Genomic DNA, 25,761 nt, shown 5'->3' with positions numbered 1-25,761 from the left:
AGAAGGAATGAACTACAAACTGTACGTATGTATGCAATGTGGATTCGAGTACGACGAGGAGAAGGGTTGGCCGGAAGACGGCATCGCCCCCGGGACGCGATGGGATGACATCCCAGACGACTGGAGCTGCCCGGACTGCGGGGCGGCCAAGGCCGACTTCTATATGGAGGAAGTCACCCGATCTTGACCGGAGACGCAGCGGAGCGGAGCTCGACCCTTCTGGCCGGAGACGCAGCGGAGCGGAGCTCGACCAGGTGACCGCTACGCTTGCGGGCATGCCTGAAGTGTCCGCCAGTGTGATGTCCGCCGCGGGTGGTCCGGCTATGTCTTATGCGCAGGCCACCAAGAAGTTGCTCCGCAACAGCCTGCTCGACGGTATGCGCGAGCTGCTGCGTACGCGGGACTGGTCGTCGGTGACGATGGCGGAAGTCGCCCGTGCGGCCGGGGTCAGCAGGCAGACGGTCTACAACGAGTTCGCCTCTCGGCAGGGGTTGGCCGAGGCGTACGCACTCCGCCTCACCGACCACTTCGTCGATCAGGTCTCCGATGCGGTCCTGGCCCATGAGGGCGAAGCGAAGACAGCTCTGGCGGAGGGTTTTTCGAGATTCTTCGCCATCGCGGCGGATGACCCGCTGATCCAGTCGTTGTTGACCGGGCAGGCCAAGCCCGACCTGTTGCGGCTCATCACCACCGACGCCGATCCCCTCATCACCACCGCGAGTGCGCGGATCGTCGCGCTGCTGAGGACCAGCTGGATACAGGCCGAGGAGGCCGCCGCCGTCCGTATCGCCAGGGCCATCGTGCGGATGGCCTTGAGTTATGTGTCGATGCCCCCCGAGTCCGACCGAGATGTCGCCGACGATGTGGCCGAGATCTTCGGGCCGGTCGTCGATGCCGCAGCCGGGGGTGGGCGCCGGGAGTCCACCGGTTAGCCTGGTAGGCAACATTCAGGTGGGATTTGAGGAGTGGTATATGACATCGGTCCAGAACGGCCCGCTCACCGCGGAAAGCCGCAACGGTATCGACTTCAAGGTGGCGGATCTTTCGCTGGCCGAGTACGGCCGCAAAGAGATCGGCTTGGCCGAGCACGAGATGCCGGGGCTGATGGCTCTGCGTCGTGAGTACGCAGATGTGTTGCCGCTCAAGGGCGCTCGCATCTCCGGTTCGCTGCACATGACGGTGCAGACCGCAGTCCTGATCGAGACGCTCGTCGCGCTCGGTGCCGAGGTCCGTTGGGCGTCGTGCAACATCTTCTCGACCCAGGACGAAGCGGCCGCGGCCATCGTCGTAGGGCCTTACGGCTCGGTCGAGGAGCCGAAGGGCGTTTCCGTGTTCGCATGGAAGGGCGAGAGCCTCGAGGAGTACTGGTGGGCCGCCGAGCAGATGCTCACGTGGCCCGGTGAACCGGCGAACATGATCCTCGACGACGGCGGCGACGCCACCTCGCTCGTCCTGCGCGGCGCGCAGTTCGAGAAGGCCGGCACCGTCCCGCCGACCGACGACGATCTGGACTCTGCCGAGTACAAGGTCTTCCTCGCGCTGCTGCGCGAGCGTTTCGAGACCGACAAGGGCAAGTGGTCGGCGATCGCGGAGTCGGTTCAGGGTGTCACCGAGGAGACCACCACCGGTGTGCTGCGGCTCTACCAGTTCGCCGCGGCCGGCGAACTGGTGTTCCCGGCGATCAACGTCAACGACTCGGTCACCAAGAGCAAGTTCGACAACAAGTACGGCACCCGCCACTCGCTGATCGACGGCATCAACCGCGGCACCGACGTCCTCATCGGCGGCAAGAAGGTCCTGATCTGTGGCTACGGCGACGTCGGCAAGGGGTGCGCTGAATCCCTCGCGGGACAGGGTGCACGCGTGCAGGTCACCGAGATCGACCCGATCAACGCGCTGCAGGCACTGATGGACGGCTACGACGTCGTCACCGTGGAGGACGCGATCGGCAATGCCGACATCATCATCACCTCGACCGGCAACCTCGGGATCATCACCTTCGAACACATGAAGCAGATGAAGCACCAGGCGATCCTGGGCAACATCGGCCACTTCGACAACGAGATCGACATGGCGGGCCTCGAGTCGTCCAAGGACATGACCCGCATCAACATCAAGCCGCAGGTCGATCAGTGGATCTTCCCGGACGGCAAGGCGATCATCGTCCTGTCCGAGGGTCGGTTGCTGAACCTCGGCAACGCCACGGGTCACCCGTCGTTTGTGATGAGCAACAGCTTCTCGAATCAGGTGATCGCCCAGATCGAGCTGTGGACCAAGAACAACGAGTACGACAACGAGGTCTACCGCCTACCCAAGGTGCTCGACGAGAAGGTCGCGAAGATCCACGTCGAGGCGCTCGGTGGAACGCTCACCAAGCTCACCAAGGAGCAGGCCGAGTACATCAATGTCGATGTCGAGGGTCCGTACAAGGCGGAGCACTACCGCTACTGACACCCGACACACCAAAAATGGTGGGTTTTGGCGACCGCGACCAGCGGAAATACTCGCCAGAACCCACCATTTTCGGTTTCGTGGGGGTTAACCGGTGATGATGTCGTCCCCGCCAGTGCTCGGTGCGGTACTGGACCGTCGCTCGGACAGGCTCGGGCAGAACCGCCACTCGCCGTCTTCTTTCTTGAACGCCCAGTGGATGTCGCCGGTCTCGCTGTCGATGGCCATCTCACCATCGACTTTGCCGACGCTGCCGTCGACGTTCACGTCCTGGACGTCGATGGTGGCGACGATGCTGCCATTGCGATCGAAGAGGTCTTCGTAACCCGCCCTCGACTCGGTGCGTGAGTCGGCGTCGCAGGCCATGTCGTGCAGTCCGGCAGCGTCTTGATCGTTGATCAGCTGGACGCGTTTCTCGGCGGCGGCCTGGACGGCATTCTCGTCGCTGCTGCCACCACCTGCATCGCTCGAGCTGGTGGTCGTCGACGCCGAGGTGGACGGATCGGCGACGGAATCGCTGTCACCGGAATCGGTGAGGGTCACAGCGGCGACGGTGGCTCCGGCCAGCACTACCAGCGTCGCGACCACACTCGCGATGATCAGTCCGGTGCGGGTCTTCCGAGGCGGCTGCGGCGGCTGCGGCGGCGCGCCCCAGGGGCCATGTGGTCCCTGGGGGCCGGGCGGAAACTGTGCACCGGGAGGAAACTGTGCACCGGGAGGACCGTAGGCACCGGGCGGTCGCCCCTGAGCACCTGGACCTCTGCCGTAGGGCGGCTGCTGCGGCGGCCGACCCTGCGACCAGTACGGATTTCCCGGACCCTGCTCAGGCTGCTGGGGCCTACGCTGGCCGGGTTGCTGCGGCGGCCGGCCCGCAGGACCTGGCTGGTCGGGAGTGCCCCATCCCGACGGGCCGGATGGTGGATAACTCAACAAGTCCTCCCTCAGGCACCGATCAGATCTTGCGGGTGGTGCAGATCTTCCAGTCCCCTAAACGGTTCTCCATCTCGAATGTATATCGGTTGGTCTCGAGCGCGGACTGGTCGGCCGGGTTGACGAAGGTCAACGAGACGGTGGCCTCGGCCGAATCGCCGGTGACCTCGATACCTGTCACGGAGTTCAACTTCATCCCCGCGGTGTCACTGTTGTCGGTCTGGATCTCTCGCACCGTGGCCTGCTCGGCGCCACAGGTCACGGAGATCGCGGTGTCCCAGTCGCGGTCGGTGAACGCGGTCGTGTAGGTCCGGATGGCGGTCTCGACCTGCTCCTCGGCCTGCGCCACGGACGACTGCGACGACGTCGTCGTCACCGATGAGGTGGTGTCGGCCCTGGTGTCGGAGGAGTCGTCGCCGCCGAGGACCACGAACAGCACCACGGCCAGCACGATGACGATCACGGCAGCCGCCGCGATCCCGATGATCCACGGCGTCTTGTTCGACTTACCGCCGCCCGGAGGTGGTCCATAGCCACCGGGGCCGCCCGGCCCACCGGGCGGTGGGTTGTTCCCGTACTGCTGGTAACCGGCGGGATACTGGCCGGTCTGGCCCGGCTGCGGGTAGTCGGAGGTCGGCGGGTACTGCGGCTGCGACTGATTGCCCCAGTCGGGGGCGCCGCCGGGCTGTCCGCTCCAGGTCGGCTCGGATGCGGACTGGCCACCCCAGGTCGGCTCCGACGGAGGTTGGCCACCCCAGGTCGGCTGGTTCGGCGTTCCGCCCCACTGGGGATCCTGCCCGGGCGTTCCGCCCCAGGTGGGCTGCTGTGACCCGTCGCCCGGTCCCTGGCCCCACTGGGGGTCGCCCTGGTTGTCGCCGGATCCGTAGGGACCTTGTGGTGGTTGCGTCATGAGGGACCTCCGGCGAGAACGTGAGCGATGGACCACTGCTCGGGGCGAGTGTGAATAGCGTTTGGGCAGCGGTGCTTTGCTGCTGATGGAACCTTACTGGGCGCTTCGGACAGCCAACAACACCGTCGAAATCAGACACAAACACTGATGCCGACATGTGATGTTCGTGTCGGTCACCCCGCCGGTCAGGGGCGCGGCGATCAGACGTGGAGCAGGTCAGCCGAGTCATTACCCGGATCGCACATCTGCCAGCCGGTTTCGCCCTTTCGGAACATGCTGACCGTATCCGGCCGCAACTCGATCGCGGCGAGGTCGGCGCCGGTGAACTCCACCTGGACACGGGCCGTCGCCAGAGTCGAACCGATGCGCTGAATGTCGGTTATCCGGGCGACACGCAGCATTCGGTTGTCGGTGCGGGGGCCGAGGGCCTCGACGATCAGGCCGGCGACCTCGCCCTGCTGGTGGCAATACGTCAGTTGCAACCTGGCGGCGTCGCGAGCGTTCAGCGCGTCGATCTGCTGCTCGACCACGGTCCGGATCTGGCCGGCGTCGTCGGCCGGATCGGACCGGATGCTCAGCGCGAGCCAGACCAACGCGAGATTGGCCAGCAGGACCGCGATGAGCAGGACAACGGTCTGCCGGACCGGTACGTGGTGAACCGGGTGCAGCATGAGGTGACTCATCGACCGACCTCCCACCGGACCGGCGGTCGTGGCCGGTCCAACGTGTGCGTCGGGTGTGACGCTAGTTGCCTACAAGGGAGGGCCGGCGCACATAACGGTGGCCGTCGCCGAGTCTTGACCGGGTCGTTACCGCGGGTCAGATGGCGATGAGTCGATCTGCGAGGTCGGGGTCGGGTTCGGTGCCCAGGCGTGACCACGGAGACATCCATCCGCGTTCGGCGAGGTCGCGGTAGACGATGCCGGTTTTCTCCTGCAGGTCGTGGTCGCGTTCGTAGTGGTCGCGGGTGCGGGAGGCGTCGTTCTCGGCGCGCGACTGCGCGCGTCCGATCGCCACGTCGGTCGGTACGTCCAGCAACAGATGGTGATCGGGGACCGGTAACCCGAAACGTTCGAACTCGAGGGTCGACACCCAGTTCACGACCTCACCGTCCGCGTCCTGTCCCAGCCGGGCGGCGCTGTAGGCGGCATTCGAGGCGACGTAGCGGTCCAGGATCACCGCGTCGTTGGCGGACAACAACTTCCGGAGCTCGGCGTCGGCGTCCCTGCGGTCGAGTGCGAAGAGCAATGCCATGGCATGAACGCTCGAGCGTAGGTCCCCGTGTTGTCCGTGCAACGCCTCGGCCGCGATGTCCGCGGTGACCGACTCGGAGTAACGCGGAAAGGTCAGCGTCGCGATTCGGTAACCCTGTGTGGCCCAACGATTCACGAGCCCGGTCACCAACGTGTGCTTACCGGCTCCGTCCAAACCCTCGACTGCAATCAATACGCCCACAGTCGAAGGGTAACCGCGTCTGGTGGATAACCGCCGCAGCCGAGCCGCTCCGCGGTCGGCGCGTCAGCCACAATTAATCACGATTCGGTGACACCATGAGCCCATGAAACCCAGGATCCTGGTTGTCGACGATGATGCTGCATTGGCGGAGATGCTCACCATCGTGTTGCGCGGAGAGGGCTTCGAGCCCTTTGTGGTGGGCGACGGCACCCAGGCACTGACCGCGGTCCGCGAGATCCGTCCTGACCTGGTGTTGCTCGACCTGATGCTGCCCGGGATGAACGGGATCGACGTGTGCCGGGTGCTGCGTGCTGACTCCGGTGTGCCGATCGTGATGCTCACCGCCAAGTCCGACACCGTGGACGTGGTGCTGGGCTTGGAGTCGGGTGCCGACGACTACATGATCAAGCCCTTCAAACCGAAGGAACTGGTCGCCAGGGTCCGGGCGCGCCTGCGTCGCACCGAGGACGAGCCCGCGGAGTTGCTGTCCATCGGACCGGTCGAGATCGACGTCCCCGCGCACAAGGTCGTCCGCGAAGGTGTGCCCATCTCGCTCACCCCGCTCGAGTTCGATCTGTTGGTGGCACTCGCCCGCAAGCCGCGGCAGGTCTTCACCCGCGACGTGCTGTTGGAACAGGTCTGGGGTTACCGGCATCCGGCCGACACTAGGCTGGTCAACGTGCACGTACAGCGCCTGCGGGCCAAAGTCGAAAACGATCCGGAAAACCCTGAAGTGGTTCTCACGGTGAGGGGGGTCGGCTACAAGGCCGGACCACCGTGATCGGACGCCCTCGGCGTCGTATCAATGGCACGTTCGGGCCATCGATGCGGCGAGTGGGCTCGGTCGGTAGGGCAGTCGGACAACTGTGGCGTCGTTCGCTCCAGTTGCGCGTGGTGGTGTCCACCCTCGTGTTGTCGTTGGTCGTGTTGGGGATCCTCGCGTTCGTGCTGACCAGCCAGATCACCGACCGGCTACTCGACCTCAAACTGCAGGCCGCCACCGAAGAGCTCGAGCGCACCCGGGTGACCGTCGAACGTGACCTCTCCGGCGCGGACGGCAACACTTCTCTGACGAACAGGTTGCGGCAAACTCGCTCGATACTCACCGATCGCGATGTCGATTCGGGCGACACCTCCGGTGTGGTCGGTACCTTCGACACCGTGTTGCTCGCACCTGGATCCGGCCCCGCAGGGCCCACGGGCGTGGGTCCGATCGGCGAGATCCCCGAGAATCTGCGGCAGATGGTGCAGGGCGGTCAGATCGCCTATCGCTATTCCTCGGTGACCGGCTCCGGTGGAGCCCAGAGTCCGGCCCTGATCATCGGGACCCCGACGAACTCCGACATCCCGGGGCTGGAGTTGTACCTGGTGTTCCCGCTGACCAACGAAGAGAACACCGTGTCGCTGGTGCGCGGCACGATCTTCACCGGTGGTCTGGTCTTGCTCGGCCTGCTGGCCGCGATCGCCATCCTGGTCTCGCGGCAGGTCGTCATACCGGTGCGGTCGGCTTCGCGGATCGCGGTGAGATTCGCCGACGGCCGGCTCAAGGAACGCATGCCGGTGCGCGGTGAGGACGACATGGCCAGACTCGCGATGTCGTTCAACGACATGGCCGAGAGTCTGTCGAAACAGATCACCCACCTCGAAGAGTTCGGCGGTCTGCAGCGGCAGTTCACCTCCGATGTCTCCCATGAGCTCCGTACCCCGTTGACCACGGTGAGAATGGCTGCGGACGTGCTGTTCGAGAGCCGCGAGGACCTCGAACCCGTTCTCAAACGGTCGGTCGAGTTGCTCGACATGGAACTCGACCGATTCGAGACCCTGCTGGGCGAACTGCTCGAGATCTCGCGACACGACGCCGGTGTCGCGGAACTCGCCGCAGACAGGCTGAACATGACCATCCCGATCGATGCGGCGGTCAAGACGGTGCGGCATCTCGCGGACGAGACCGACACCGAGTTGATCCTCGACCTACCGGCCGAGCCGGTGATCGCCGAGATCGATCCGCGCCGCGTGGAGCGGATCCTGCGAAACCTGCTCGCCAATGCCATAGACCACGGGGAGCAGCAGCCCGTCACACTGACGATGCGCAGTGACGGCGACGCGGTGGCGGTGACCGTCCGCGACCGGGGTATCGGACTGCGACCGGGCGAGGAGAAGTTGGTGTTCAACCGGTTCTGGCGTTCTGATCCGTCGCGGTTCCGCCGTTCGGGTGGGACCGGGCTCGGTCTGGCGATCAGCGTCGAGGACGCCCGGCTGCATCAGGGCCGTCTCGAGGCCTGGGGCGAGCCCGGCAAGGGTGCCTGTTTCCGGCTGACGCTGCCGCTGGTCCGCGGCCACAAGGTGCTCGGCAGCCCGCTGCCACTCAAACCCCCGGGCCGGGGCAGGGCCGCGCGAGACCAGGGGCAGGGCCATGGCTGAGCGACGGTACGGCCTGGCCCATCGCCGCTTCGCGGTGTTGGTCGGGATCGTCGCAATGGCGTTGCTGTCGGCGTGTGTGTCGATCCCCAACAACTCGAGTCCGCAGCCTCTCGGATCGCTCGAGCGGCATCAGCCGACCCGCAATGTTCCGACCCCGCGTCCCGGGATGGACCCCGAGACACTGGTCCGCGACTTCCTGAAGGCCTCGGTGCAACCCGGTTCGGGCCACTTGGCAGCGCGCCAGTTCCTCACCCAGGACGCCTCGAACTCCTGGGACGACCAGGGCGGGGCCCTGTTGCTGGACGAGATCAATGTGCTCAGCGACGACCGGACCGACGACACGATCACTGTTCGGGTCAACGGCGAGAACACCGGCGAACTGCAACCGAGCGGGCAACTCGTCCCCAGCTCCGGACGTATCGAGACGCGATTGTCGCTGCGCCGCGTGGACGGCCAGTGGCGGATCGACGGGCCGCTCCCGGTCGGGGTGATGATGGACCGCGAACAGTTCGAGGCGTCCTACCGCCCGCATGTTCTCTACTACCCGAGCACCGACGACCAGCATCTCGTTGCAGATCCGCGCTGGTTGTACGCGGGGGCCGACCAGCTCTCCGACCAGCTGATCGGACTGCTCATCGCCGGGCCGGTCGACGATCTGCGTAACGCGGTGACCAATGAGTTCCCGGCCAGGTCGTCGCTGCACGGTTCCATCGAGTCGTTGCCCTCGGGAGGCATCCGACTCGATCTCGCCGGGCTGAACGGCCTTGGCGATGCCGACCGCAATCGGCTTGCTGCTCAGATCATCTGGACCTTGAGCGACTCCGACATCTCCGGTCCGTACGTGATCGACGCCGATGGCGCACCGCTCAACGAGCGCCGTGCCGCCGGGTGGCAGACCCGCGACGTCGAGTCACTCGACCCGAGCCCACCGGCCGGGGCGCTGGGACTGCACATCGTGCGCGGCGGATCCTTACAGGCCGTCGCGGACAACACCGTGGCGCCGGTGCCCGGACCGCTGGGTTCGACCAGGAGCCTGCTGGCCGCCGACATCTCCGCCGACGCCGGTCGCGTCGCCGCCGTCTCGCAGAACATCGCGCCCGGGCCCGCTCCGCGACTGTCGCTGGCGATCGGCGACTACGGCGCCGACGTGACACCGGTACTCGAAGGCGAGACGATCAGCCGCCCGTCGTTCGCCGGCGACAGCCGGACCGTCTGGGTCGTGGTCGACGAGAACCGCGTCACCCAGGTGACGCAGAGTTCGGGCGCCGGACAGGTGACAGAGGCCGAAGTGGATTCGACCGCGATCCGGTCGGTGGCCCAGGGCCCGATCACCGAACTGCAGATCTCGCAGGACGGTGCCCGGGCGGCACTGATCGTCGGCGGCCAGGTCGTCTTGGCGATCGTCGAGCGACGCGCGGACGGCAGGCTGGTGCTCTCCAACCCTCGCGGCGCTGCAGCGCTCAACATCGCGGGCGCGGTGTCCCTCGATTGGCTGAGCAGCGAGACCCTGGTCATCGCCCGTAACGCGGCGGACGGGCCGGTGGTGCAACTTCGTATCGACGGGACACCGCCGGGGGCGCTGCCCAGTGGCAATCTCACCCCGCCGGTCACGTCCGTGGTCGCCGGACAATCGACGATCTATGCTGCCGACAGTCGTGGGGTGCTGCGTCTGGGCAGCACCAACGACGAACCGGACCAGTACTGGAGCGAGATCACCCCGACTATGGGGTCGAACGCGATACCTGTTCTGCCGCACTAGATCCGACGTGTTCGGCTTACGCAGCGGCGCGGGCCCTGTGGATGGTGCGGCGATATGTGGACAACACGCCGCGACACCCGGCTGCGAGATGTCCGCCGTGTGCATCGGGGTGATGATGGGCGGATGCGTGCGCATGACGCGGGTGCCCGGATCGCCGGTGCGGTGGTGGATCTGGTGATCCCGACGGTGTGCGGAGGTTGCGGGGCGCCGGGCACGCGGTGGTGCCGCCGATGCGCCCTCGTGTTCGCCGACACCCCGATCGAGCTGCGCACCAGCGTGATGTTGCCCGTTCCCGCCTACGCGCTGGGCAGGTACACCGCAGCGCGCAGGCACGCGATCCTCGAGTTGAAAGAGCACGGGCGCACCGATCTCGCCGTCCCGATCGGACTCGCGCTCGCGACAGCCCTGCTGACGCTGGACCGGTGGTCGGCTTTGCCGAGGTCGGCCCGCCTTGTCCTCGTCCCGGCACCGACCCGATGGTGGGCCGCGCGTCGCCGGGGCGGCGACCCCGTCACCGCGCTCGCGGCAGCGGCGGCCGGTGAACTCGGTCCCGGGGTCTGTGTGGTGCCCGCGTTGGTCACCTCGTCCTGGGCGCGGGATTCGGCAGGTCTGTCGGCGCCTGAGCGTGGTGAGAACCTGTCCGGTGCGGTCAGGCTGCGACGGGGTGCCGATCTTTCGGCATGCGGCGGGGGAGCCGCCGTCGTGCTGGTCGACGACGTACTCACGACCGGTAGCACCGCCGCACACTCGATCGAGGTCCTGCGGCGAGCCGGCATCGAGGTGCACCTCGTACTGGTGGTGGCCGCCGCGTGAGGAGCCGAAAGCATCGAAATGATTGGTAGGCAAAGCCATTGGTACAGACCGGCTCGCAGGGTGTCGTTTGCGCACCGGTTGGGCGCGTAAGTGAACATGCAATGTCGAAAGTGTGGCGAACACCTGCCCGGCAGACTAACGTCGGGGGTGCACTCGTAGATGCCAGAGGTCAGATCACCCACCGGGTGACGTGGGGAGGTGAGGCCCAACTCTCAGACCGGTATGTGGCCGAGTGCGGTCGCGGTATCGGAAGTCCTGTTCACCAATCCAGGAGGTACGCCGCAGTGACGACAAGTGTCGGCAAGAATGCCGTTTCAGCCAACAATGTCAGCCCCGATCCGGGTTCAGACCCGACGACCAGCGCCGATCCCTTCGACCCGGGCATATATGTCCGATCCGACTCAGATGAACTGTCCCGACCCGACGCCGAAGTGCAGGTCAGTGGCCGCAATGTCGAGATCCCCGAACATTTCCGAATCCACGTGATGGACAAGCTCTCACGTGTCGAACGCTTCGACCCGTCGATCTTCCGATTCGACGTCGAGCTCCACCACGAAAAAAACCGCAGACAGTCGAAGATCTGTCAGCGTCTCGAGATCACCGCGGTGGGTAAGGGCCCGGTGGTGCGAGGCGAGGCGTGCGCCGAGAACTTCTACGCCGCTCTCGACGCGGCCCTGAACAAGCTGCAGTCCCGACTTCGCCGGACCAAGGACCGCCGCAAGGTCCATCACGGTCTGCGTACCCCGATCTCGGTGGCGGAGGCCACCGCCGCGGCCGACCCGATCCTGAACGGTGAGGCCTTCAAGCATGCGGACTCCGCAGACGACGACCGCTGGGCCGATCACGTACCCGAGACCGCCGGCCCGGGACAGATCGTTCGCATCAAAGAGCATGAGGCGATCCCGATGACCGTCGACGATGCGCTGTACGAAATGGAACTGGTCGGTCACGACTTCTTCCTGTTCCATGACAAGGAAACCGACAAACCATCCGTCGTCTACCGCAGACACGCCTTCGACTACGGATTGATCCGCCTCGCCTAGCCGCTCGGCGCGGGGTTGATCGGCCTCGCCGGGCCACCCCCGCCACGAGCGTGGCTACCATGGAGTCCGACCTGCGGGGATCTGTAGGTCGGATTTCGTGTGTAGTCGATCGGATTGAGGATAAAACCAGTGCTCAACAAGCTGCTGCGCGTCGGTGAAGGCCGGATGGTCAAACGCCTGGATGCGATCGCTTCGCATGTGGAGACGCTCGACAAAGAGATCGAGGCTCTGTCCGACGAGGAGTTGCGGGCGAAGACCGACGAGTTCAAGAAGCGGATCGCAGAGGGTGAAACGCTCGATGACCTGTTGCCCGAGGCGTTCGCGGTCGCCAGGGAAGCCTCGTGGCGTGTGCTGTCGCAGAAACACTTCCACGTCCAGATCATGGGCGGCGCGGCGCTGCACTTCGGAAACATCGCCGAGATGAAGACAGGTGAGGGCAAGACCCTCACCTGTGTGTTGCCCGCCTATCTCAACGCGCTGGCAGGCGACGGCGTCCACGTGGTGACCGTCAACGACTATCTCGCCAAACGTGACTCCGAGTGGATGGGTCGCGTGCACCGCTTCCTCGGACTCGAGACTGCCGTGATCCTCACCGGCATGACGCCGGACCAGCGGCGCGAGGCCTACAACGCCGATATCACCTACGGCACCAACAACGAGTTCGGCTTCGACTACCTGCGCGACAACATGGCGCACTCGCTGGCTGACCTGGTGCAGCGCGGGCATCCGTTCGCCGTGGTCGACGAGGTCGACTCGATCCTCATCGATGAGGCCAGGACGCCGCTGATCATCTCCGGCCCCGCCGACTCGTCGAGCAAGTGGTACGCCGAGTTCGCGCGCATCGCCCCGCTGCTGAAGAAAGACGTCCATTACGAGGTCGACATCCGCAAGAAGACCATCGGTGTGCACGAGGAAGGTGTCGAGTTCGTCGAGGACCAGCTCGGTATCGACAACCTGTACGAGGCGGCGAACTCGCCGCTGGTGAGCTACCTGAACAACGCCATCAAGGTGAAGGAACTGTTCGAGAAGGACAAGGACTACATCGTCCGGAACGGCGACGTGCTGATCGTCGACGAGTTCACCGGCCGCGTCCTCGACGGGCGGCGTTTCAACGAAGGACTGCACCAGGCGATCGAGGCCAAGGAACGCGTCGAGATCAAGGCCGAGAACCAGACCCTGGCCACCATCACGCTGCAAAATTATTTCCGCATGTACGAGAAGCTGTCCGGCATGACCGGTACCGCCCAGACCGAGGCCGCCGAGCTCGACCAGATCTACAAATTGGGTGTGCTGCCGATCCCGACGAACAAGCCCATGATCCGGGTTGATCAGACCGATCTGATCTACAAGACGGAAGAAGCGAAGTTCGACGCGGTGGTCGACGACATCACCGAACGGCACGAAAAAGGTCAGCCGGTCCTGATCGGTACGACCAGCGTCGAGCGGTCGGAGTACCTGGCCCGCCAGCTCAAGAAGCGCGGGATCCCGCACAACGTTCTCAACGCGAAGTTCCACGAGCAGGAAGCGCAGATCATCGCCGAGGCAGGCCGCAGCGGTGCGGTGACGGTGGCCACCAACATGGCCGGCCGTGGTACCGACGTGGTGCTCGGTGGTAACCCAGACATTCTCGCCGACATCCGACTGCGCAAGGCCGGGCTGGACCCGGTGGACACGCCGGAGGAGTACGAGGCCGCGTGGGACGAGGCGATCGCCGCGGTCAAGCAAGAGGTCGCCGAGGATGCGGTGAAGGTCAGGGAGTCGGGCGGGCTGTACGTGCTCGGCACCGAGCGTCACGAATCGCGACGCATCGATGACCAGCTGCGTGGTCGTTCCGGCCGTCAGGGCGACCCCGGCGAGTCCCGTTTCTACCTCTCGCTCGGCGACGAATTGATGCGTCGCTTCAACGGCGGAGCGCTCGAGTCGATCATGAACCGGGTCAACCTGCCCGACGATGTGCCGATCGAGGCGAAGATGGTCACCAAGGCCATCCGCAGCGCGCAGACCCAGGTTGAGCAGCAGAACTTCGAGGTCCGTAAGAACGTCCTCAAGTACGACGAGGTGATGAACCAGCAGCGCAAGGTGATCTACTCCGAGCGCCGCACGATCCTCGAAGGCGAAGACCACAGCGAGCAGGTCAAGCGCATGATCGACGACGTCGTCGGTGCCTACGTGGACGGTGCGACCGCCGAGGGTTATGTCGAGGACTGGGACCTCGAACAGCTGTGGACCGCGGTCAAGACGCTCTACCCGATCGAGCTCGACTACAAGGAGTTGCTCGAGGAGAACGAGTACGGCGAGCGCAAAGAGATCACCGCCGAGGAACTCCGCGAGACCCTCGTGGCCGATGCCCACGCGGCCTACGACAAGCGCGAGAAAGAAATCGAAGCCATCGCAGGCGACTCCGCCATGCGTCAGCTCGAACGCACGATCCTGCTCAGCGTGCTCGACCGCAAGTGGCGCGATCACCTCTACGAGATGGACTACCTGCGCGAAGGTATCCATCTGCGGTCGATGGCCCAGCGTGATCCGGTCGTCGAATACCAGCGTGAGGGCTTCGACATGTTCACGGGCATGCTCGAGGGCCTGAAAGAGGAGTCCCTCGGATTCCTCTACAACGTCAGTGTGGAGACCACGCCGGCGCAGCCGGCTGCCGCTGCACCCGCGGTGTCCACGACGAAGGCTCCGGCTGCCCCGGCACCGTTGCCCACCCAACAGGCGGCGCCGAAGCAGGCTGCACCTGCTGCGCTACGCGCCAAGGGAATCGAGGACGACAACAATTCTCGCCTGACGTACAGCGGACCCTCTGAGTCCGGTGGCACGTCGGTCCGGCAGACAGGTGGGTCGTCGAACGGTCAGGCCGACGGGACCCGCAAAGAGCGGCGTGCTGCCGCGCGGGCAGGGTCCAAGGGGTCGGGCTCGAAGCCCCCGAAGTCGCGCAGAAAGCGCTGACGCTCACAGGAAACGCGGACGATCTGAGCTCGTGGGGAACCCGGGTCCCGTAGTACACGTCGTACTGCTGGTACCCGGGTTTTCTTGGTACCGGGCCGGCGATGCCGGTCGGTGTCGCGAACTCGCCGGGGGGCGTAATGACTTCAGCTCGCAGTGCCCAGATGACCTACATCGACCAGCCGCCCGAGCGCCTGCGGGTGATTCCGGTGCCGCGGTACGAGCCGGAGGCCTGCGAATCAGGGTCGTGGCCACGCGAGCCTCTCAGTGCGCCCACCCGGCGACCGACGGCGCCGCCGCGTCCGGAGGCCGTGAACATCGAGATACGGCAATTCGCCACCGGAGCAATCAAATTGGTCCTCGAGGTCATGGATCGAAGGCGACCGATCGGGCAGTTGAGCAGGGTCGCCCTGCCGCACATCGCGGATCAGTTCCGAGTCCTGTTGGCCGCAGGAAGTACTGCCAGGGCGCCGGCGCCCTCCACCTTGCTGCGAGTGCACAGCCAGAGTTCCCGGCCGGACGCCGCGGAGATCACCGTGGTCTATCGCCGCGGAGAGCGCGTGCACGCCATGGGTGCGCGGGTGGAGAGGCGTTTGGTCACGATGCCCGCTGCCACACCGACCGCACCCCGTCGCAAACAGTGGCGCTGGGTGCTTGTCGCGATCACCGTCGAATGAACCGCACTGCCGTGGATGAATTCGCACGGCATTGCCGTGGCTGCGCCCACAACTCACCCGGCGGCTACGATTGCCGATGTGAACCGGCTGTCGCCTCAGGACTCGATGTTCTACTACCTGGACGAGCGCGGCGCCACCACTCAGGTGGGATCGCTGCTGATCCTCGAGCGTCATCCGGGCGGTTTGGACTACCCCACGTTGCTCAGCACGGTCGAAAGCCGGTTGCAGCTGGTCCCGCGGTACCGGCAGAAGATTCGTGAGGTGACGCTAGGTCTGGCACGTCCGGTGTGGGTGGACGACCGCGAGTTCGACATCACCTACCACGTCCGCCGATCCGCGCTCCCGAGTCCGGGCGCTGACGACCAACTGCACGACCTCGTCGCGCGGTTGATGTCGCGGCCCCTGGACCGCACGCGGCCTCTATGGGAGATGTATCTGGTCGAGGGGCTCGCCGACGATCGGATGGCCATCCTGACCAAGACCCACCGGGCATTGGTCGACGGGCACGACGCGCTGGAGATCAACCAGATCATCGTCGACGACACCCGCGAATCCCCGGCGATGCCAGAAGATCTCTGGTTGCCGGACCGGGAGCCCGGCAATGGGGAGCTCGTGGTCGGCGCGATCACGGACGTCCTGACCAGGCCGTGGGAGATGGTCGATCAGGTCCGCGCCGCGACCAACCAGGTCACCTCGGTGGGCCAGGCGTTTCTCGGTGCTGCCCGCCGGGTCGAGACCGTCATGAAGATGGCCACCAGTTCGGCGCCGCCGAGCCCGCTGAACGGTGGGACCGCACCTGCCCGACGGTTCACCGTCGCATCTTGTTCCGCCGATGACTGTGTCGACATCGCCGAGCGTCATGGGTGCGCACCGAACGACGTCATCCTGGCTGCGATCGCGGGCGCGTTGCGGCGCTGGCTGCTGTCGAGAGAGCAGGCCGTCGACCAGGTCGAGACGGTTCGGGCAATGGTGCCGTTGTCGGCGTATCCGCTGGCGGGCGATTCCGCCGACTTCGATGCCGGCGATTCCGGCAGCTCGACGGAATGGATGGCCGGCGGACTGCATGGCTTCGTCACCGATCTGCCGGTGGGAGAGCCGAACCCGGCAGTGCGTTTGTCGCAGGTCGCGCAACTGGCCGACCGTCACTCACAGTCGAACCGACGCGGGGCCATGGGTATGGAGCCGTGGATCCCGGAGATCGGCCCGGCGACCTTCCACGCCATGAGTGCCCGGGCAGCGGCATCGTTGTCGCGGCGCGCGTTCAACGTGCCGATCACGATCGCACGCGGTCCGAGGGCTGCGCAGTACCTCGCGGGTAACGAGGTCCTGGCCATCTACCCTGTACCGGTCATGGTGCGCAATCGCGCTCTGGCCGTAGGACTCACGTCATACAACGGGCGAATCTATTTCGCCTTCAACGCAGACCGGACAGTGATGTGGGACCTGGGTGCGATGACCGAGTACCTCACCGACTCGTTCGAAGAATTACTTCCCGGCACAAGGTGATCCACGACCGCCGTGCCCCGAGAAAGGTCACATGAGAATTTATCTGCCCGCCACGCTGTCGATGTTGGTGGCGCTCAACGAAGCCGGCGACTTCCGTCCGGTGGGAGGCACGGCGTTCGCGCTCACCCCTGCTCTGCGCGAATCGTATGTCGACGGTGACGACGAGGAACTCGCCGAAGCCGCGATCCGTGAGGCCGCACGGGCGTCGCTGCGGCTCATCGCCGCCGACAGCGACGACGAGCCCGCCGAGTCCACGGATCCACCGGCATTACCCGCGCGTCGAGTGGTCATCGCGGCCGACGTCGAGGCGGTCAAGTTGCGGCCGGATCTCGATGCCGCGGTCGTGAAAGTCGGGGGGCCGGTATCTCTTTCGGCTGTCGCCTCGATTCTTGTCGACGGCGCAGACGCGGAGGACAAGGTGATCAGGGCTGTCGCGCTGGTCGATTCCGCCGACCTCGGGGACGAGGACTCGGAGCTTGCCGTTGGCGACGTCGAAGACTTCGATCTGGGCTGGTATGCCACCCAGGAGCTACCGTTCCTGCTCGAACTGCTCTGACCGGTTCACCCGGCGGCAGGAAGGGTCTCGTTATTGTTGAATGAACTCGGCGGGGAGGCTGGGGATGAGGGTTGATCCGGGGGAGCTGCGCGGTGCGGCAACCATGTTGGACGCTTTGGGTACGGACATGGATGGTGCGACGTCGACGACGATCAGTACTGCTGGGTCCGGTATCTCGTGGTCGCAAACGTCGAAGGCTCTCCAGCCGGTTGACGAGCAGTGCACGCGAGCGGTGGACGTACTCGCCGGGCGAATGCGTGCGATGGCGGATGTCTGCGAGCGATCGGCGGCGGAGTATCGCGATACCGATGTCGACGCTGCGGAGAATTTCACCGCGATGGGGGAGCTGAACACGCTGCCTCCGGGCACCCGGTAGGCGTACGTGACCACTCCCACCTGGGGACAGGTGAAGGGGTCGGACGCGTCTGCGCTGGCCACAGCCGCGACATCGCTGGACGACCCCATCGACCGAACCACGAAGAATGGCCGCCTGGTCAACTCGACCATCGACGGCCTCGATTGGTCCGGCGATGCAAAAGACGCCGCGCTCGGTCGGGCAACGCGCGAAGAATCTGAGATGAAGAGAGTTGCAGCGGCATTCGAGAGTTTGCAGAAGGCCGTGTCCGACGGGGGTGCTTCCCTCAGTTCGTTGATCGGCGAATTGAAATCCGAGGCAGGCGGTTACGAGCAGAATCATTACACCGTCTCCGGCGCGTGGTCGGTGATCGATGACTACAACTACCAAGCCGCCTACGCGGCGGCGGGTGATGACGAGGCGACGATTGCGCGCCTCGACCATCTCAAGATAGTCAGAGCGTCGATCGCGACCAACGGCGGGATTTCGTTGGTTGCGAAGGCCGGCGAACTCGGAAGGGTCGACGACGAAACGGCGAAAGCGATCACCGCCGCGGCGGCGGCTTTGACATCGTTGGCTCCGACGGTCGCCGGCCTGAACGAGAGTATCGCCGAAGCCGACATCCACGCCATCAACAGAGGTACTGCGACTCCAGAGCAAATCGCACGATTCGCTGCGGCGACGACATTGACACCTGAGCAGCAACAAGCGCTTGATCGCGGTGATCCGGTGGTGCTACCGCAGGGACAGTTCGACTATCTGAACGAAGTCATGCGCTACCTGGATGGCAGGAGCGTCGACGACATCGCAATGATGGGTGAGCAGTGGCCGAGTCCGCGAGGGGATGCCATCAGTGCGAGCCTCGGAAACGGTATGCGCATCATCTCGACCGAGGGAGTCAGGACGGGTGGCGCCTCGTCCGACCGCGGGGGGATGGACATGTTGCCGTCGGGCGTGCGGACGCTCCTCCAAGACAATCGGTTAAAGATCTGGGAGAAGCCGATTCCTGGTTCGAAAGGAGGGAAGCTGAGCGGAGCGGAAGTGCCGCGGCTGAACGAGTTCCAGGCCCTCAGCGGGATCCTCGACCATGCTGATCCCGGAATGACAAATGGGTCGTTCCTCGACAAGGGGCTCATCAAGCAGGCGGCCGAGATCGCCTCAGTCGACGAAGGTTACGGCCGGGAATACAAGGCGGGCAGCTTCACTGCCGACCGGTACCCGGTGAACGAGGTCACCAGTCACATGCTCTCGCTTGCGAGCAGTGACCAAACTGCCGTCCACGACGCCGTGACGGGCGTTAATATGGACGCCACCTGCAACTACGGCGGCCAGTACATCGCGGACACGCATATCGCGGGTCTGCTGCAACATGATTGGGCGGGCAACGAGCAGGGGGTGACAGACCTGTTGGGCGCCATCGACAATGACTCGACCAGTGTCAACCCGTGGGCGAATCAGCAAGCAGGTGAATCGGCGAATGCCCTCGCGCACTACATTGCTGCCAACGATGAGAGTTTGATGAACATCGATGGCGCGCCGCGATCCATCGGTGAGGTGAATCCAGAGATCACCAAGGCGCTCGCAACCACGCTGGACAATTACATTCCGAGTATGGCGGGCGCTGATCAGGCCCTGACGGGTACGAGCGGGTTCTCGTCCTTCGACAACGGTGACGAGATGCGCGACCTGTTCAAGGTGATCGACACGAACGACGAGGCGGCCGCATATTTCAATCAAGCGGCGTACTCATCCGTTGCCGGGATGGAAGCCAATATCGGTCGTGACGGCGGCGAGGACTCTCTGGCGCAGGCGACGTGGGCAGGCCGAGTCTCATTCGCGGCGCAGGGGGGAATGGACGACATGCTGGAGTCGGAGTACCAGGATGAGCAAGCGCAGAAAGATGCTTTCGGAACCATCTACGATCTGACGTTGGGCGCGGTCACGACGGTAGGTGGTGACGTTCCCGTTCTGGGTCCGGGCGCAGATGCTTTCGACACATTTGCTGCAGAAGAACTGAAGGGTTTCCTGATAGGCGACGGGTCGGCAGGGTACGACAACGACGACGCAAGTCTCGATACACACGCAACGCAGCAGCGGCAGTATTACAACGTCTTCAAAGGTGCAGTGGATGCTGGGCGAGTAGATATCCATGATCCGGCAGTCTCGAGATATTTCGACGAAAACGGCCAACTGAAGTCATACGACGACATCAAGCGCGGTAGTTCCGGAAAGAAGCTTCCAGATTTCGCGGGGGACGTGGCCCGGTATGTGCCGGACAAGTTCGATGCCTTTTGGGCGGCGGGCGATGAGGCGTCATGGGAGTGAGGACGTTTCGGCTTGATCGGTTGGGGGTGTCGGTGTGTGTTGTTGCAGTGGCGCTTTCGGGCGTTGTTGCGTGTGGTGATCAGGCGACGGTTCCGGACGAGTATGCGCCACCGGAGCACATAAACAATACGTTTCGGTGGTCGGTGTCGACGCCGGAGATTGATCTGACCTCGCCGGCGGCGGTGGTGACTCGTGCCTTCATGGAGTCGTTCTGGATCACGATGTTGTCCAGGATGGAGGGTGGGTATCCGGGGTATTCCCGGGTCATCGAAACTCTTCCGAAGTATGACTTCAGGTGGACGAACGCGGAGAATCAGCAAGAGGACGGAACGGTGTATTTTCGCTTACTTCGCTTGGCGCGGACCCCTGTGGGTGGGTGGGAATCGGTGGTGTGTATGCACCTCGATGCGGCGACGACGTATCAGGTCGGTGCTAAGTATGTCTCGTCGGATGCTTCGCAAGAGACCATCGACGCCACCACGATTGTCTGGAGACCTCCGGTACCGCCGGGGCCGCAGCGGACGAGCGCTGGGTACGGGCCGGCGTCTTATCCGGTAAATGATGTGTTCAAAGGCTGGTCGGTCGAAGAGTCTCTACCGTTCACGTCGTCGAAGGCTGATCTGCTTGCCTGTATGGATCCGGCGAACAACCCCGTTCCGCAGGAGGATCGGCACGACGAGGAACTGACATTCGACCGCCCGCTGCCGGCTCTTGCGCCGGTCCCGGGGTGGCCCGAGAACGAAGACACGGTGGTGGCACCAACTGATGCCTGAATCGGAATTGCACGGTCTTCCCGCACATGTGGTGCGAGCGTTGAAGTCTCCGAAGACAGACAACTGCGAGCATCCGGCACCTCCGGCCGGCAACCCCTGGCTGACTGCGGCCGAGCAGCGGCAGGAGGCCCTCGACGAAGGGGTCTATCAGACGCTCGCCGAACAGATCGACGAGTGGCACCTTTCCAACGGTTGGTTGATGCCCGACGATGTCCTCCGCGAGATCGTGGAACGCCAGAAGTCCCACCTGGCGGGGCGAATGGCTGCCGGGTGACCGACGCCTTCTGGCGCAGGTGGTCACGCTAACCTACGGTTGCGTAAGTTAGCGTGACACGGGCTCGTCGAATGGAGGCATCAAGTGGGTTGGCGTGAACGATTGGAAGAGCCGGTACGGGACGTCGCGAGTCGCCACCGGGCGATGAACACCATTCGCGCGGTCGCGGCCCGGGTCACCACGCCTCTGCTGCCCGACGATTACCTGCATCTCGCAAATCCGCTCTGGTCGGCGCGCGAGCTGCGCGGCAAGATCGTCGAGGTCCGGCCCGAGACCTCCGACTCGGCCACGATCGTCATCAAGCCGGGATGGGGCTTCTCTTTCGACTATCAGCCCGGCCAGTACATGGGTATCGGCGTGCTGGTGGAAGGCCGCTGGACCTGGCGGTCGTACTCGCTGACGTCGGTGCCGCGGACCTCGGGTGAGGGGCGCAGCAAGCTGGTGTCGATCACGGTGAAGGCGATGGCCGAGGGATTCCTCTCCGGTCACCTCGTGAACGGACTGGCGCCGGGCACAGTCGTGCGCCTGGCCGCGCCGCAGGGCGAGTTCGTCCTCCCCGCAGAGCTTCCCGAGAAATTGCTCTTCGTCACCGCAGGTAGTGGCATCACACCCGTCATGTCGATGTTGCGCACGATGGCGTCGCGAGGGCAACACACCGACGTCCAGCTGATCCACTCGGTTCCGACCGTCGATGACGTGATGTTCGGGCAGGAATTGAACGAACTCGAGGCAGAGGGGCTGTTGCGCACGCACATTCAGCTGACCCGCACCGAAGGCAAGATCGACGACGCGCGGCTGGGCGAGCTCGTACCGGATTGGGAACAGCGACAGACGTGGGCGTGTGGTCCTGCGCCGCTACTGGATTCGCTGACCCACATGTGGACGCAGGCCGGCCTGCGCGATCACCTGCACATCGAACGGTTCGCGCTCGAGCGCGGAGAGGTCGGTGCCGAAGGCGGGACGATCACGTTCGCGACCACCGGCAAGACCACCACGGTCGACGGCGCGACGACACTCATGGCGGCGGGAGAGGCCGTGGGGGTCCAGATGCCGTTCGGTTGCCGGATGGGCATCTGCCAGAGCTGTGTCGTCATGCTCGGCAAAGGCTGTGTGCGCGACCTACGCAGTGGCGTCGAACATGTTGAGGGCGAACGTATTCAGACGTGCGTCAGCGTCGCCGCCGGCGACTGCACGCTCGAGGTCTGATCCGAACGCACAAACCCACCTCGTCCGGGCAAACCCACTCGTTGCAACGAGTGGGTTTGCCCAGAACGGGTGGGTTTGTTTGTGGTGCTGGGGTCTAGCGGGCGCTACCCGAGCCGGTACGGCTGGTGCTGGTACGACGGCTGCCGCCCTGGCCGGTGTGGCCGCGGGTGCGACCGTTCTCGGCGCGACCACCTTCTGATCGGGCGCTCTGCCCGCGACCGCGACCCTCGTACGGCGCGGAGCCGTTGGCGGTTGGACGGGCCGGACGACGGCCGCCGCCGGAACGGCTGCTGCCGGGCGCCTTGGCGGTCCGGTTCGGAACGTTCGTGACGGCCGGGGGCGCCACCAGATCGGCAGGCTCACCGACGAGTGTCTTGAGCTGCTCGGAATCGGAGGTCACCTTGATCGGGGTGGCCTTGATCGCGGCCTTGCGCAGCAGCTGCGACATGTCGCGACGCTGCTCCGGCAGGGTCAGGGTGACCACGTCGCCGGCACTGCCCGCGCGGGCGGTACGGCCCGAGCGGTGCAGGTAGGCCTTGTGCTCGGTGGGCGGATCGACATGGACGACCAATTCGACGTCATCGACGTGGACGCCGCGGGCTGCGACGTCGGTCGCCACCAGCACACGGGCCTTCCCGCTAGAGAAGGCCAGCAGGTTGCGGTCGCGAGCACCCTGCGAGAGGTTGCCGTGCAGGTCGACGCTGGGAATACCGGCATCGGTGAGCTGCTTCGCCAGCTTGCGGGCCTGGTGCTTGGTGCGCATGAACAGGATCCGGCGGCCGCGGCCCGAAGCGAGGGCGAACACCACGCCCTTCTTCGCGTCCTGGCCGGACACCTCGAAGATGTGGTGGGTCATCGCCGAGACGTGCGAGGTGGCCTCGTCGACCGAATGCATGACCGGCTGGTCCAGGAAGCGCTTGACCAGCTTGTCGACGCCGTTGTCCAACGTCGCCGAGAACAGCAGACGCTGTCCGCCGGTCGGGGTGGCGGTGAGGATGCGGGTGACGCCGGGCAGGAAGCCCAGGTCAGCCATGTGATCGGCCTCGTCGAGCACGGAGATCTCGACGCGATCCAGACGCACGAGGCGCTGGCGCATGAGGTCTTCGAGACGACCGGGGCACGCGACGACGATGTCGACGCCGCCGCGCAGCGCAGAGGCCTGACGGCCCTGCGGCACGCCGCCGAAGATGGTGGTCACGCTCAGGCCGAGGGCTGCGGCCATCGGCTGGACCACGGCGGTGATCTGAGTCGCGAGCTCACGGGTGGGAGCAAGGATCAGGCCGCGGGGGCGGCCTGCACCTGCAGAGGTGCCTTCGGCGAGACGGGCGACCATCGGGATGGCAAACGCCAGGGTCTTGCCGCTTCCGGTCTTACCGCGTCCGAGGACGTCGCGTCCCGAGAGGCTGTCAGGCAGGGTGTCGGCCTGGATGGGAAAGGGGGCGGTGATGCCGCCGGCGGTGAGCACCTTCACCAGGCGCGGGGGTACGCCGAGGTCGGCGAACGAGGCCGTGGCCGGGCTGGGTGCAGTGGAATTCGAAACAGGAGTCATCAAAAAATCACGTTTCCGTTTTACGCGGTGTCTCGAACACGATCGACCGCTGGTGGGCGCGACTGCCGCACGCCTGGGCCGGTTCAAACTCGGCCACCGGGGTGGGTGGGCAGTAACGATCGCCGTGTGAATAGCTCAGTGGGTTTGATCGACTCATAAAGACGGCACCGAATCTCTTCGGTAGCTGTATCACGAGGAAGCAGTTCCACGACGGTTCCGCGCATTTGGCGCGGAGTACCCGACAACTATAGCTCGCAGTTGGGGCAAAAGTGGACTCGGCGGAGGCGTGAGGTGAGTCTCACCCCACTGGACAACTTACGGTTCCGGAACCTACGATGGCGTAAGTTACGTACCCGTAGGTTGCTCTCAGCTTGGACGCTGACCCTCCGTGAAGAGTACCCAGAGGAGTTTTTCTCGATGGCGATTTCTGACATTCCCGAGTACGCCCATCTGACCGACGCCGACGTCGAAGCGCTCGGCGCGGAGTTCGACGCGATCCGCCGCGACATCGAGGCCGACCGCGGCGAACGCGACGCCAAGTACATCCGCAACACCATCCGATTCCAGCGGACCCTGGAGCTCTCCGGGCGGGCGCTACTCTTCGGAGCCCGCGACCGCAAGCTGTGGGCACTGGGGGCGGGCGCGCTCGGTGTCGCCAAGATCGTGGAGAACATGGAGCTCGGTCATAACGTCATGCACGGTCAGTGGGATTGGATGAACGATCCCGAAGTGCATTCGACCAGCTGGGAGTGGGACAACACCGGCCCGTCGGCGCACTGGAAGCACACCCACAACTACATCCATCACAAGTACACGAACGTCCTCGGAATGGATGACGACGTGGGCTACGGACTGATCCGCGTCACCCGTGACCAGCGCTGGAAGCCGTTCAACCTGGGCAACATCGCGTACAACACATTGCTGATGCTGTTCTTCCAGTACGGCGTCGCCGTCCAACATCTCGAGCTCGGTCGCGTCGCCGCCGGCAAGCATCCGAATCCCGAGGCCTTCAAGAAGGATCTGAAGGACGTCGGCGTCAAGGTCGGTAGGCAGATCAGCAAGGATTACGTCGTGTACCCCGCGCTGGCCGGTGGTGCCAACCGTTCCTGGAATGCCTGGGGACGGGCGATGAGCGCGACCTTCGTCGGCAACACCATCCGCAACATCTGGACCAACGCCGTGATCTTCTGCGGTCACTTCCCCGACGGCGCAGAGAAGTTCACCAAGCGCGACATGGAGAACGAGACGCAGGCGCAGTGGTACTTGCGGCAGATGCTGGGAAGCGCCAATTTCCACGCGGGTAAGCCCTTGGCCTTCATGAGCGGCAACCTCTGCTACCAGATCGAGCACCACCTGTTCCCGGACCTGCCGAGCAACCGCCTGGCCGAGATCTCGGTGCGCGTCCAGGCGCTGTGCGAGAAGTACGACCTGCCCTACACCACGGGCCCGTTCCTGGTGCAGTACGGAAAGTCGTGGCGGACGATCGCCAAGCTGTCGCTGCCGAACAAATACCTGAAGGCCACGGCTGACGACGCACCCGAAACCGCATCCGAGCGCCGGTTCAAGAGCGATCCCGAGCAGCGCCTTGTGGCATCCATCGACCCTGCGACCGGTAAGCGCAGCGGTCTGCGCAGTGCGATCAAGAATCTTCGTCGCAAGCGGTCTCCGGTGACAAAACTGCGTCGCGCTCAGGCCGACGGCATCCGGGCTGCGTGATATACGTCTCCGGTTCGCCACTACACCGGAACGTATGGACAATGAAACAACACATCACGTCCAGGCCTGCTGCGGCCCAGGAACCACGCCGGCGAG

23 protein-coding genes are annotated in these 25,761 nt (G+C 64.8%); 18 read left to right on the top strand and 5 right to left on the bottom strand.

Annotated elements, in window-relative coordinates; translation table 11 throughout:
• The first annotated feature begins 7 nt into the window (after nt 1-7).
• From J3S28_RS10215 to ahcY, 3 genes are all read left to right on the top strand, one after another.
• Complete coding sequence (locus tag J3S28_RS10215; RefSeq protein WP_030164608.1) at nt 8-187, top strand: rubredoxin; 180 nt, start codon at nt 8-10, stop codon at nt 185-187.
• A gap of 88 nt (nt 188-275) precedes the next feature.
• The gene (locus J3S28_RS10210; RefSeq protein ID WP_237341354.1) at nt 276-932 is read left to right on the top strand and encodes a TetR/AcrR family transcriptional regulator; all 657 of its coding nucleotides are present in this window, start codon (nt 276-278) and stop codon (nt 930-932) included.
• Nucleotides 933-972: 40 nt separating this feature from the next.
• Nucleotides 973-2,451: an adenosylhomocysteinase gene (gene ahcY, locus J3S28_RS10205; protein WP_207840193.1), complete on the top strand. Its 1,479-nt coding sequence runs from the start codon at nt 973-975 to the stop codon at nt 2,449-2,451.
• Between the two features lie 87 nt (nt 2,452-2,538).
• Here the strand turns inward: ahcY and J3S28_RS10200 are convergent, their stop codons facing one another.
• The 4 genes from J3S28_RS10200 to J3S28_RS10185 form a co-directional block, all read right to left on the bottom strand.
• Nucleotides 2,539-3,381 (bottom strand): hypothetical protein, encoded by an 843-nt coding sequence (locus J3S28_RS10200; RefSeq protein ID WP_207840191.1) that lies wholly within the window; start codon nt 3,379-3,381, stop codon nt 2,539-2,541.
• A 22-nt stretch (nt 3,382-3,403) separates the two neighbouring features.
• Nucleotides 3,404-4,291 (bottom strand): Rv0361 family membrane protein, encoded by an 888-nt coding sequence (locus tag J3S28_RS10195; RefSeq protein WP_207840189.1) that lies wholly within the window; start codon nt 4,289-4,291, stop codon nt 3,404-3,406.
• A gap of 200 nt (nt 4,292-4,491) precedes the next feature.
• A complete protein-coding gene (locus tag J3S28_RS10190; protein ID WP_207840188.1) occupies nt 4,492-4,974 on the bottom strand; it encodes a hypothetical protein in 483 nt (160 codons plus the stop codon).
• Nucleotides 4,975-5,110: 136 nt separating this feature from the next.
• Nucleotides 5,111-5,746 carry a dTMP kinase gene (locus J3S28_RS10185; RefSeq protein ID WP_207840185.1) on the bottom strand — a complete coding sequence of 212 codons (636 nt, stop codon included), beginning with the start codon at nt 5,744-5,746 and terminating at the stop codon, nt 5,111-5,113.
• Between the two features lie 103 nt (nt 5,747-5,849).
• Here J3S28_RS10185 and mtrA point away from each other — a divergent pair, with 103 nt between their 5' ends.
• The 14 genes from mtrA (at nt 5,850) to J3S28_RS10115 (ending at nt 22,400) form a co-directional block, all read left to right on the top strand.
• A complete protein-coding gene (gene mtrA / locus J3S28_RS10180) occupies nt 5,850-6,527 on the top strand; it encodes an MtrAB system response regulator MtrA (protein WP_084835465.1) in 678 nt (225 codons plus the stop codon).
• Nucleotides 6,524-8,167 carry an MtrAB system histidine kinase MtrB gene (gene mtrB, locus J3S28_RS10175; RefSeq protein ID WP_207840183.1) on the top strand — a complete coding sequence of 548 codons (1,644 nt, stop codon included), beginning with the start codon at nt 6,524-6,526 and terminating at the stop codon, nt 8,165-8,167. The genes mtrA and mtrB overlap by 4 nt, the downstream gene beginning before the upstream one ends.
• Entirely contained in the window at nt 8,160-9,926 is a 1,767-nt protein-coding gene (gene lpqB, locus J3S28_RS10170) for an MtrAB system accessory lipoprotein LpqB (protein ID WP_207840181.1), read from the top strand. Before mtrB ends, lpqB begins: the two co-directional genes overlap by 8 nt.
• A gap of 123 nt (nt 9,927-10,049) precedes the next feature.
• Nucleotides 10,050-10,739, top strand: a complete 690-nt coding sequence (locus J3S28_RS10165; protein WP_207840179.1) for a ComF family protein — start codon at nt 10,050-10,052, stop codon at nt 10,737-10,739.
• A 383-nt stretch (nt 10,740-11,122) separates the two neighbouring features.
• Nucleotides 11,123-11,782, top strand: a complete 660-nt coding sequence (gene hpf, locus J3S28_RS10160) for a ribosome hibernation-promoting factor, HPF/YfiA family (protein ID WP_307797056.1) — start codon at nt 11,123-11,125, stop codon at nt 11,780-11,782.
• A gap of 129 nt (nt 11,783-11,911) precedes the next feature.
• A complete protein-coding gene (gene secA / locus J3S28_RS10155; protein ID WP_207840175.1) occupies nt 11,912-14,731 on the top strand; it encodes a preprotein translocase subunit SecA in 2,820 nt (939 codons plus the stop codon).
• A 161-nt stretch (nt 14,732-14,892) separates the two neighbouring features.
• Nucleotides 14,893-15,405 (top strand): Rv3235 family protein, encoded by a 513-nt coding sequence (locus J3S28_RS10150; RefSeq protein WP_207840173.1) that lies wholly within the window; start codon nt 14,893-14,895, stop codon nt 15,403-15,405.
• A gap of 78 nt (nt 15,406-15,483) precedes the next feature.
• Nucleotides 15,484-16,911 (top strand): WS/DGAT/MGAT family O-acyltransferase, encoded by a 1,428-nt coding sequence (locus tag J3S28_RS10145; RefSeq protein ID WP_307797015.1) that lies wholly within the window; start codon nt 15,484-15,486, stop codon nt 16,909-16,911.
• A 31-nt stretch (nt 16,912-16,942) separates the two neighbouring features.
• Nucleotides 16,943-17,467, top strand: a complete 525-nt coding sequence (locus tag J3S28_RS10140; protein WP_207840169.1) for a DUF6912 family protein — start codon at nt 16,943-16,945, stop codon at nt 17,465-17,467.
• Between the two features lie 64 nt (nt 17,468-17,531).
• Nucleotides 17,532-17,843, top strand: a complete 312-nt coding sequence (locus J3S28_RS10135; RefSeq protein ID WP_207840167.1) for a type VII secretion target — start codon at nt 17,532-17,534, stop codon at nt 17,841-17,843.
• A 6-nt stretch (nt 17,844-17,849) separates the two neighbouring features.
• Nucleotides 17,850-20,147: a TPR repeat domain-containing protein gene (locus J3S28_RS10130; RefSeq protein ID WP_207840165.1), complete on the top strand. Its 2,298-nt coding sequence runs from the start codon at nt 17,850-17,852 to the stop codon at nt 20,145-20,147.
• Between the two features lie 143 nt (nt 20,148-20,290).
• The gene (locus tag J3S28_RS10125; protein ID WP_207840163.1) at nt 20,291-20,920 is read left to right on the top strand and encodes a hypothetical protein; all 630 of its coding nucleotides are present in this window, start codon (nt 20,291-20,293) and stop codon (nt 20,918-20,920) included.
• On the top strand, nt 20,913-21,194 hold the full coding sequence (locus J3S28_RS10120; protein ID WP_207840161.1) for a hypothetical protein: 282 nt from the start codon (nt 20,913-20,915) through the stop codon (nt 21,192-21,194). Before J3S28_RS10125 ends, J3S28_RS10120 begins: the two co-directional genes overlap by 8 nt.
• 84 nt (nt 21,195-21,278) lie before the next feature.
• Nucleotides 21,279-22,400 (top strand): ferredoxin reductase, encoded by a 1,122-nt coding sequence (locus J3S28_RS10115; RefSeq protein WP_307797014.1) that lies wholly within the window; start codon nt 21,279-21,281, stop codon nt 22,398-22,400.
• Nucleotides 22,401-22,494: 94 nt separating this feature from the next.
• Here the strand turns inward: J3S28_RS10115 and J3S28_RS10110 are convergent, their stop codons facing one another.
• Complete coding sequence (locus J3S28_RS10110) at nt 22,495-23,949, bottom strand: DEAD/DEAH box helicase (protein WP_207840157.1); 1,455 nt, start codon at nt 23,947-23,949, stop codon at nt 22,495-22,497.
• A gap of 417 nt (nt 23,950-24,366) precedes the next feature.
• On the opposite strand from J3S28_RS10110, the gene J3S28_RS10105 reads away from it, so the two are divergent.
• The gene (locus J3S28_RS10105) at nt 24,367-25,665 is read left to right on the top strand and encodes a fatty acid desaturase family protein (protein WP_207840155.1); all 1,299 of its coding nucleotides are present in this window, start codon (nt 24,367-24,369) and stop codon (nt 25,663-25,665) included.
• Nucleotides 25,666-25,761: the final 96 nt, after the last annotated feature.

It is taken from the genome of Williamsia soli, from assembly GCF_017377795.1.
Lineage (GTDB): Bacteria > Actinomycetota > Actinomycetes > Mycobacteriales > Mycobacteriaceae > Williamsia > Williamsia soli.
This window is presented reverse-complemented; position numbering and strand designations above follow the sequence as displayed.

Coding starts and splice junctions, on each gene's coding strand:
- J3S28_RS10215 (WP_030164608.1), top strand. CDS start 8: ATGAACTACAAACTGTACGTATGTATGCAATGTGGATTCGAGTACGAC.
- J3S28_RS10210 (WP_237341354.1), top strand. CDS start 276: ATGCCTGAAGTGTCCGCCAGTGTGATGTCCGCCGCGGGTGGTCCGGCT.
- ahcY (WP_207840193.1), top strand. CDS start 973: ATGACATCGGTCCAGAACGGCCCGCTCACCGCGGAAAGCCGCAACGGT.
- J3S28_RS10195 (WP_207840189.1), bottom strand. CDS start 4,291: ATGACGCAACCACCACAAGGTCCCTACGGATCCGGCGACAACCAGGGC.
- J3S28_RS10190 (WP_207840188.1), bottom strand. CDS start 4,974: ATGAGTCACCTCATGCTGCACCCGGTTCACCACGTACCGGTCCGGCAG.
- mtrA (WP_084835465.1), top strand. CDS start 5,850: ATGAAACCCAGGATCCTGGTTGTCGACGATGATGCTGCATTGGCGGAG.
- lpqB (WP_207840181.1), top strand. CDS start 8,160: ATGGCTGAGCGACGGTACGGCCTGGCCCATCGCCGCTTCGCGGTGTTG.
- J3S28_RS10165 (WP_207840179.1), top strand. CDS start 10,050: ATGCGTGCGCATGACGCGGGTGCCCGGATCGCCGGTGCGGTGGTGGAT.
- J3S28_RS10150 (WP_207840173.1), top strand. CDS start 14,893: ATGACCTACATCGACCAGCCGCCCGAGCGCCTGCGGGTGATTCCGGTG.
- J3S28_RS10140 (WP_207840169.1), top strand. CDS start 16,943: ATGAGAATTTATCTGCCCGCCACGCTGTCGATGTTGGTGGCGCTCAAC.
- J3S28_RS10135 (WP_207840167.1), top strand. CDS start 17,532: ATGAGGGTTGATCCGGGGGAGCTGCGCGGTGCGGCAACCATGTTGGAC.
- J3S28_RS10120 (WP_207840161.1), top strand. CDS start 20,913: ATGCCTGAATCGGAATTGCACGGTCTTCCCGCACATGTGGTGCGAGCG.
- J3S28_RS10110 (WP_207840157.1), bottom strand. CDS start 23,949: ATGACTCCTGTTTCGAATTCCACTGCACCCAGCCCGGCCACGGCCTCG.
- J3S28_RS10105 (WP_207840155.1), top strand. CDS start 24,367: ATGGCGATTTCTGACATTCCCGAGTACGCCCATCTGACCGACGCCGAC.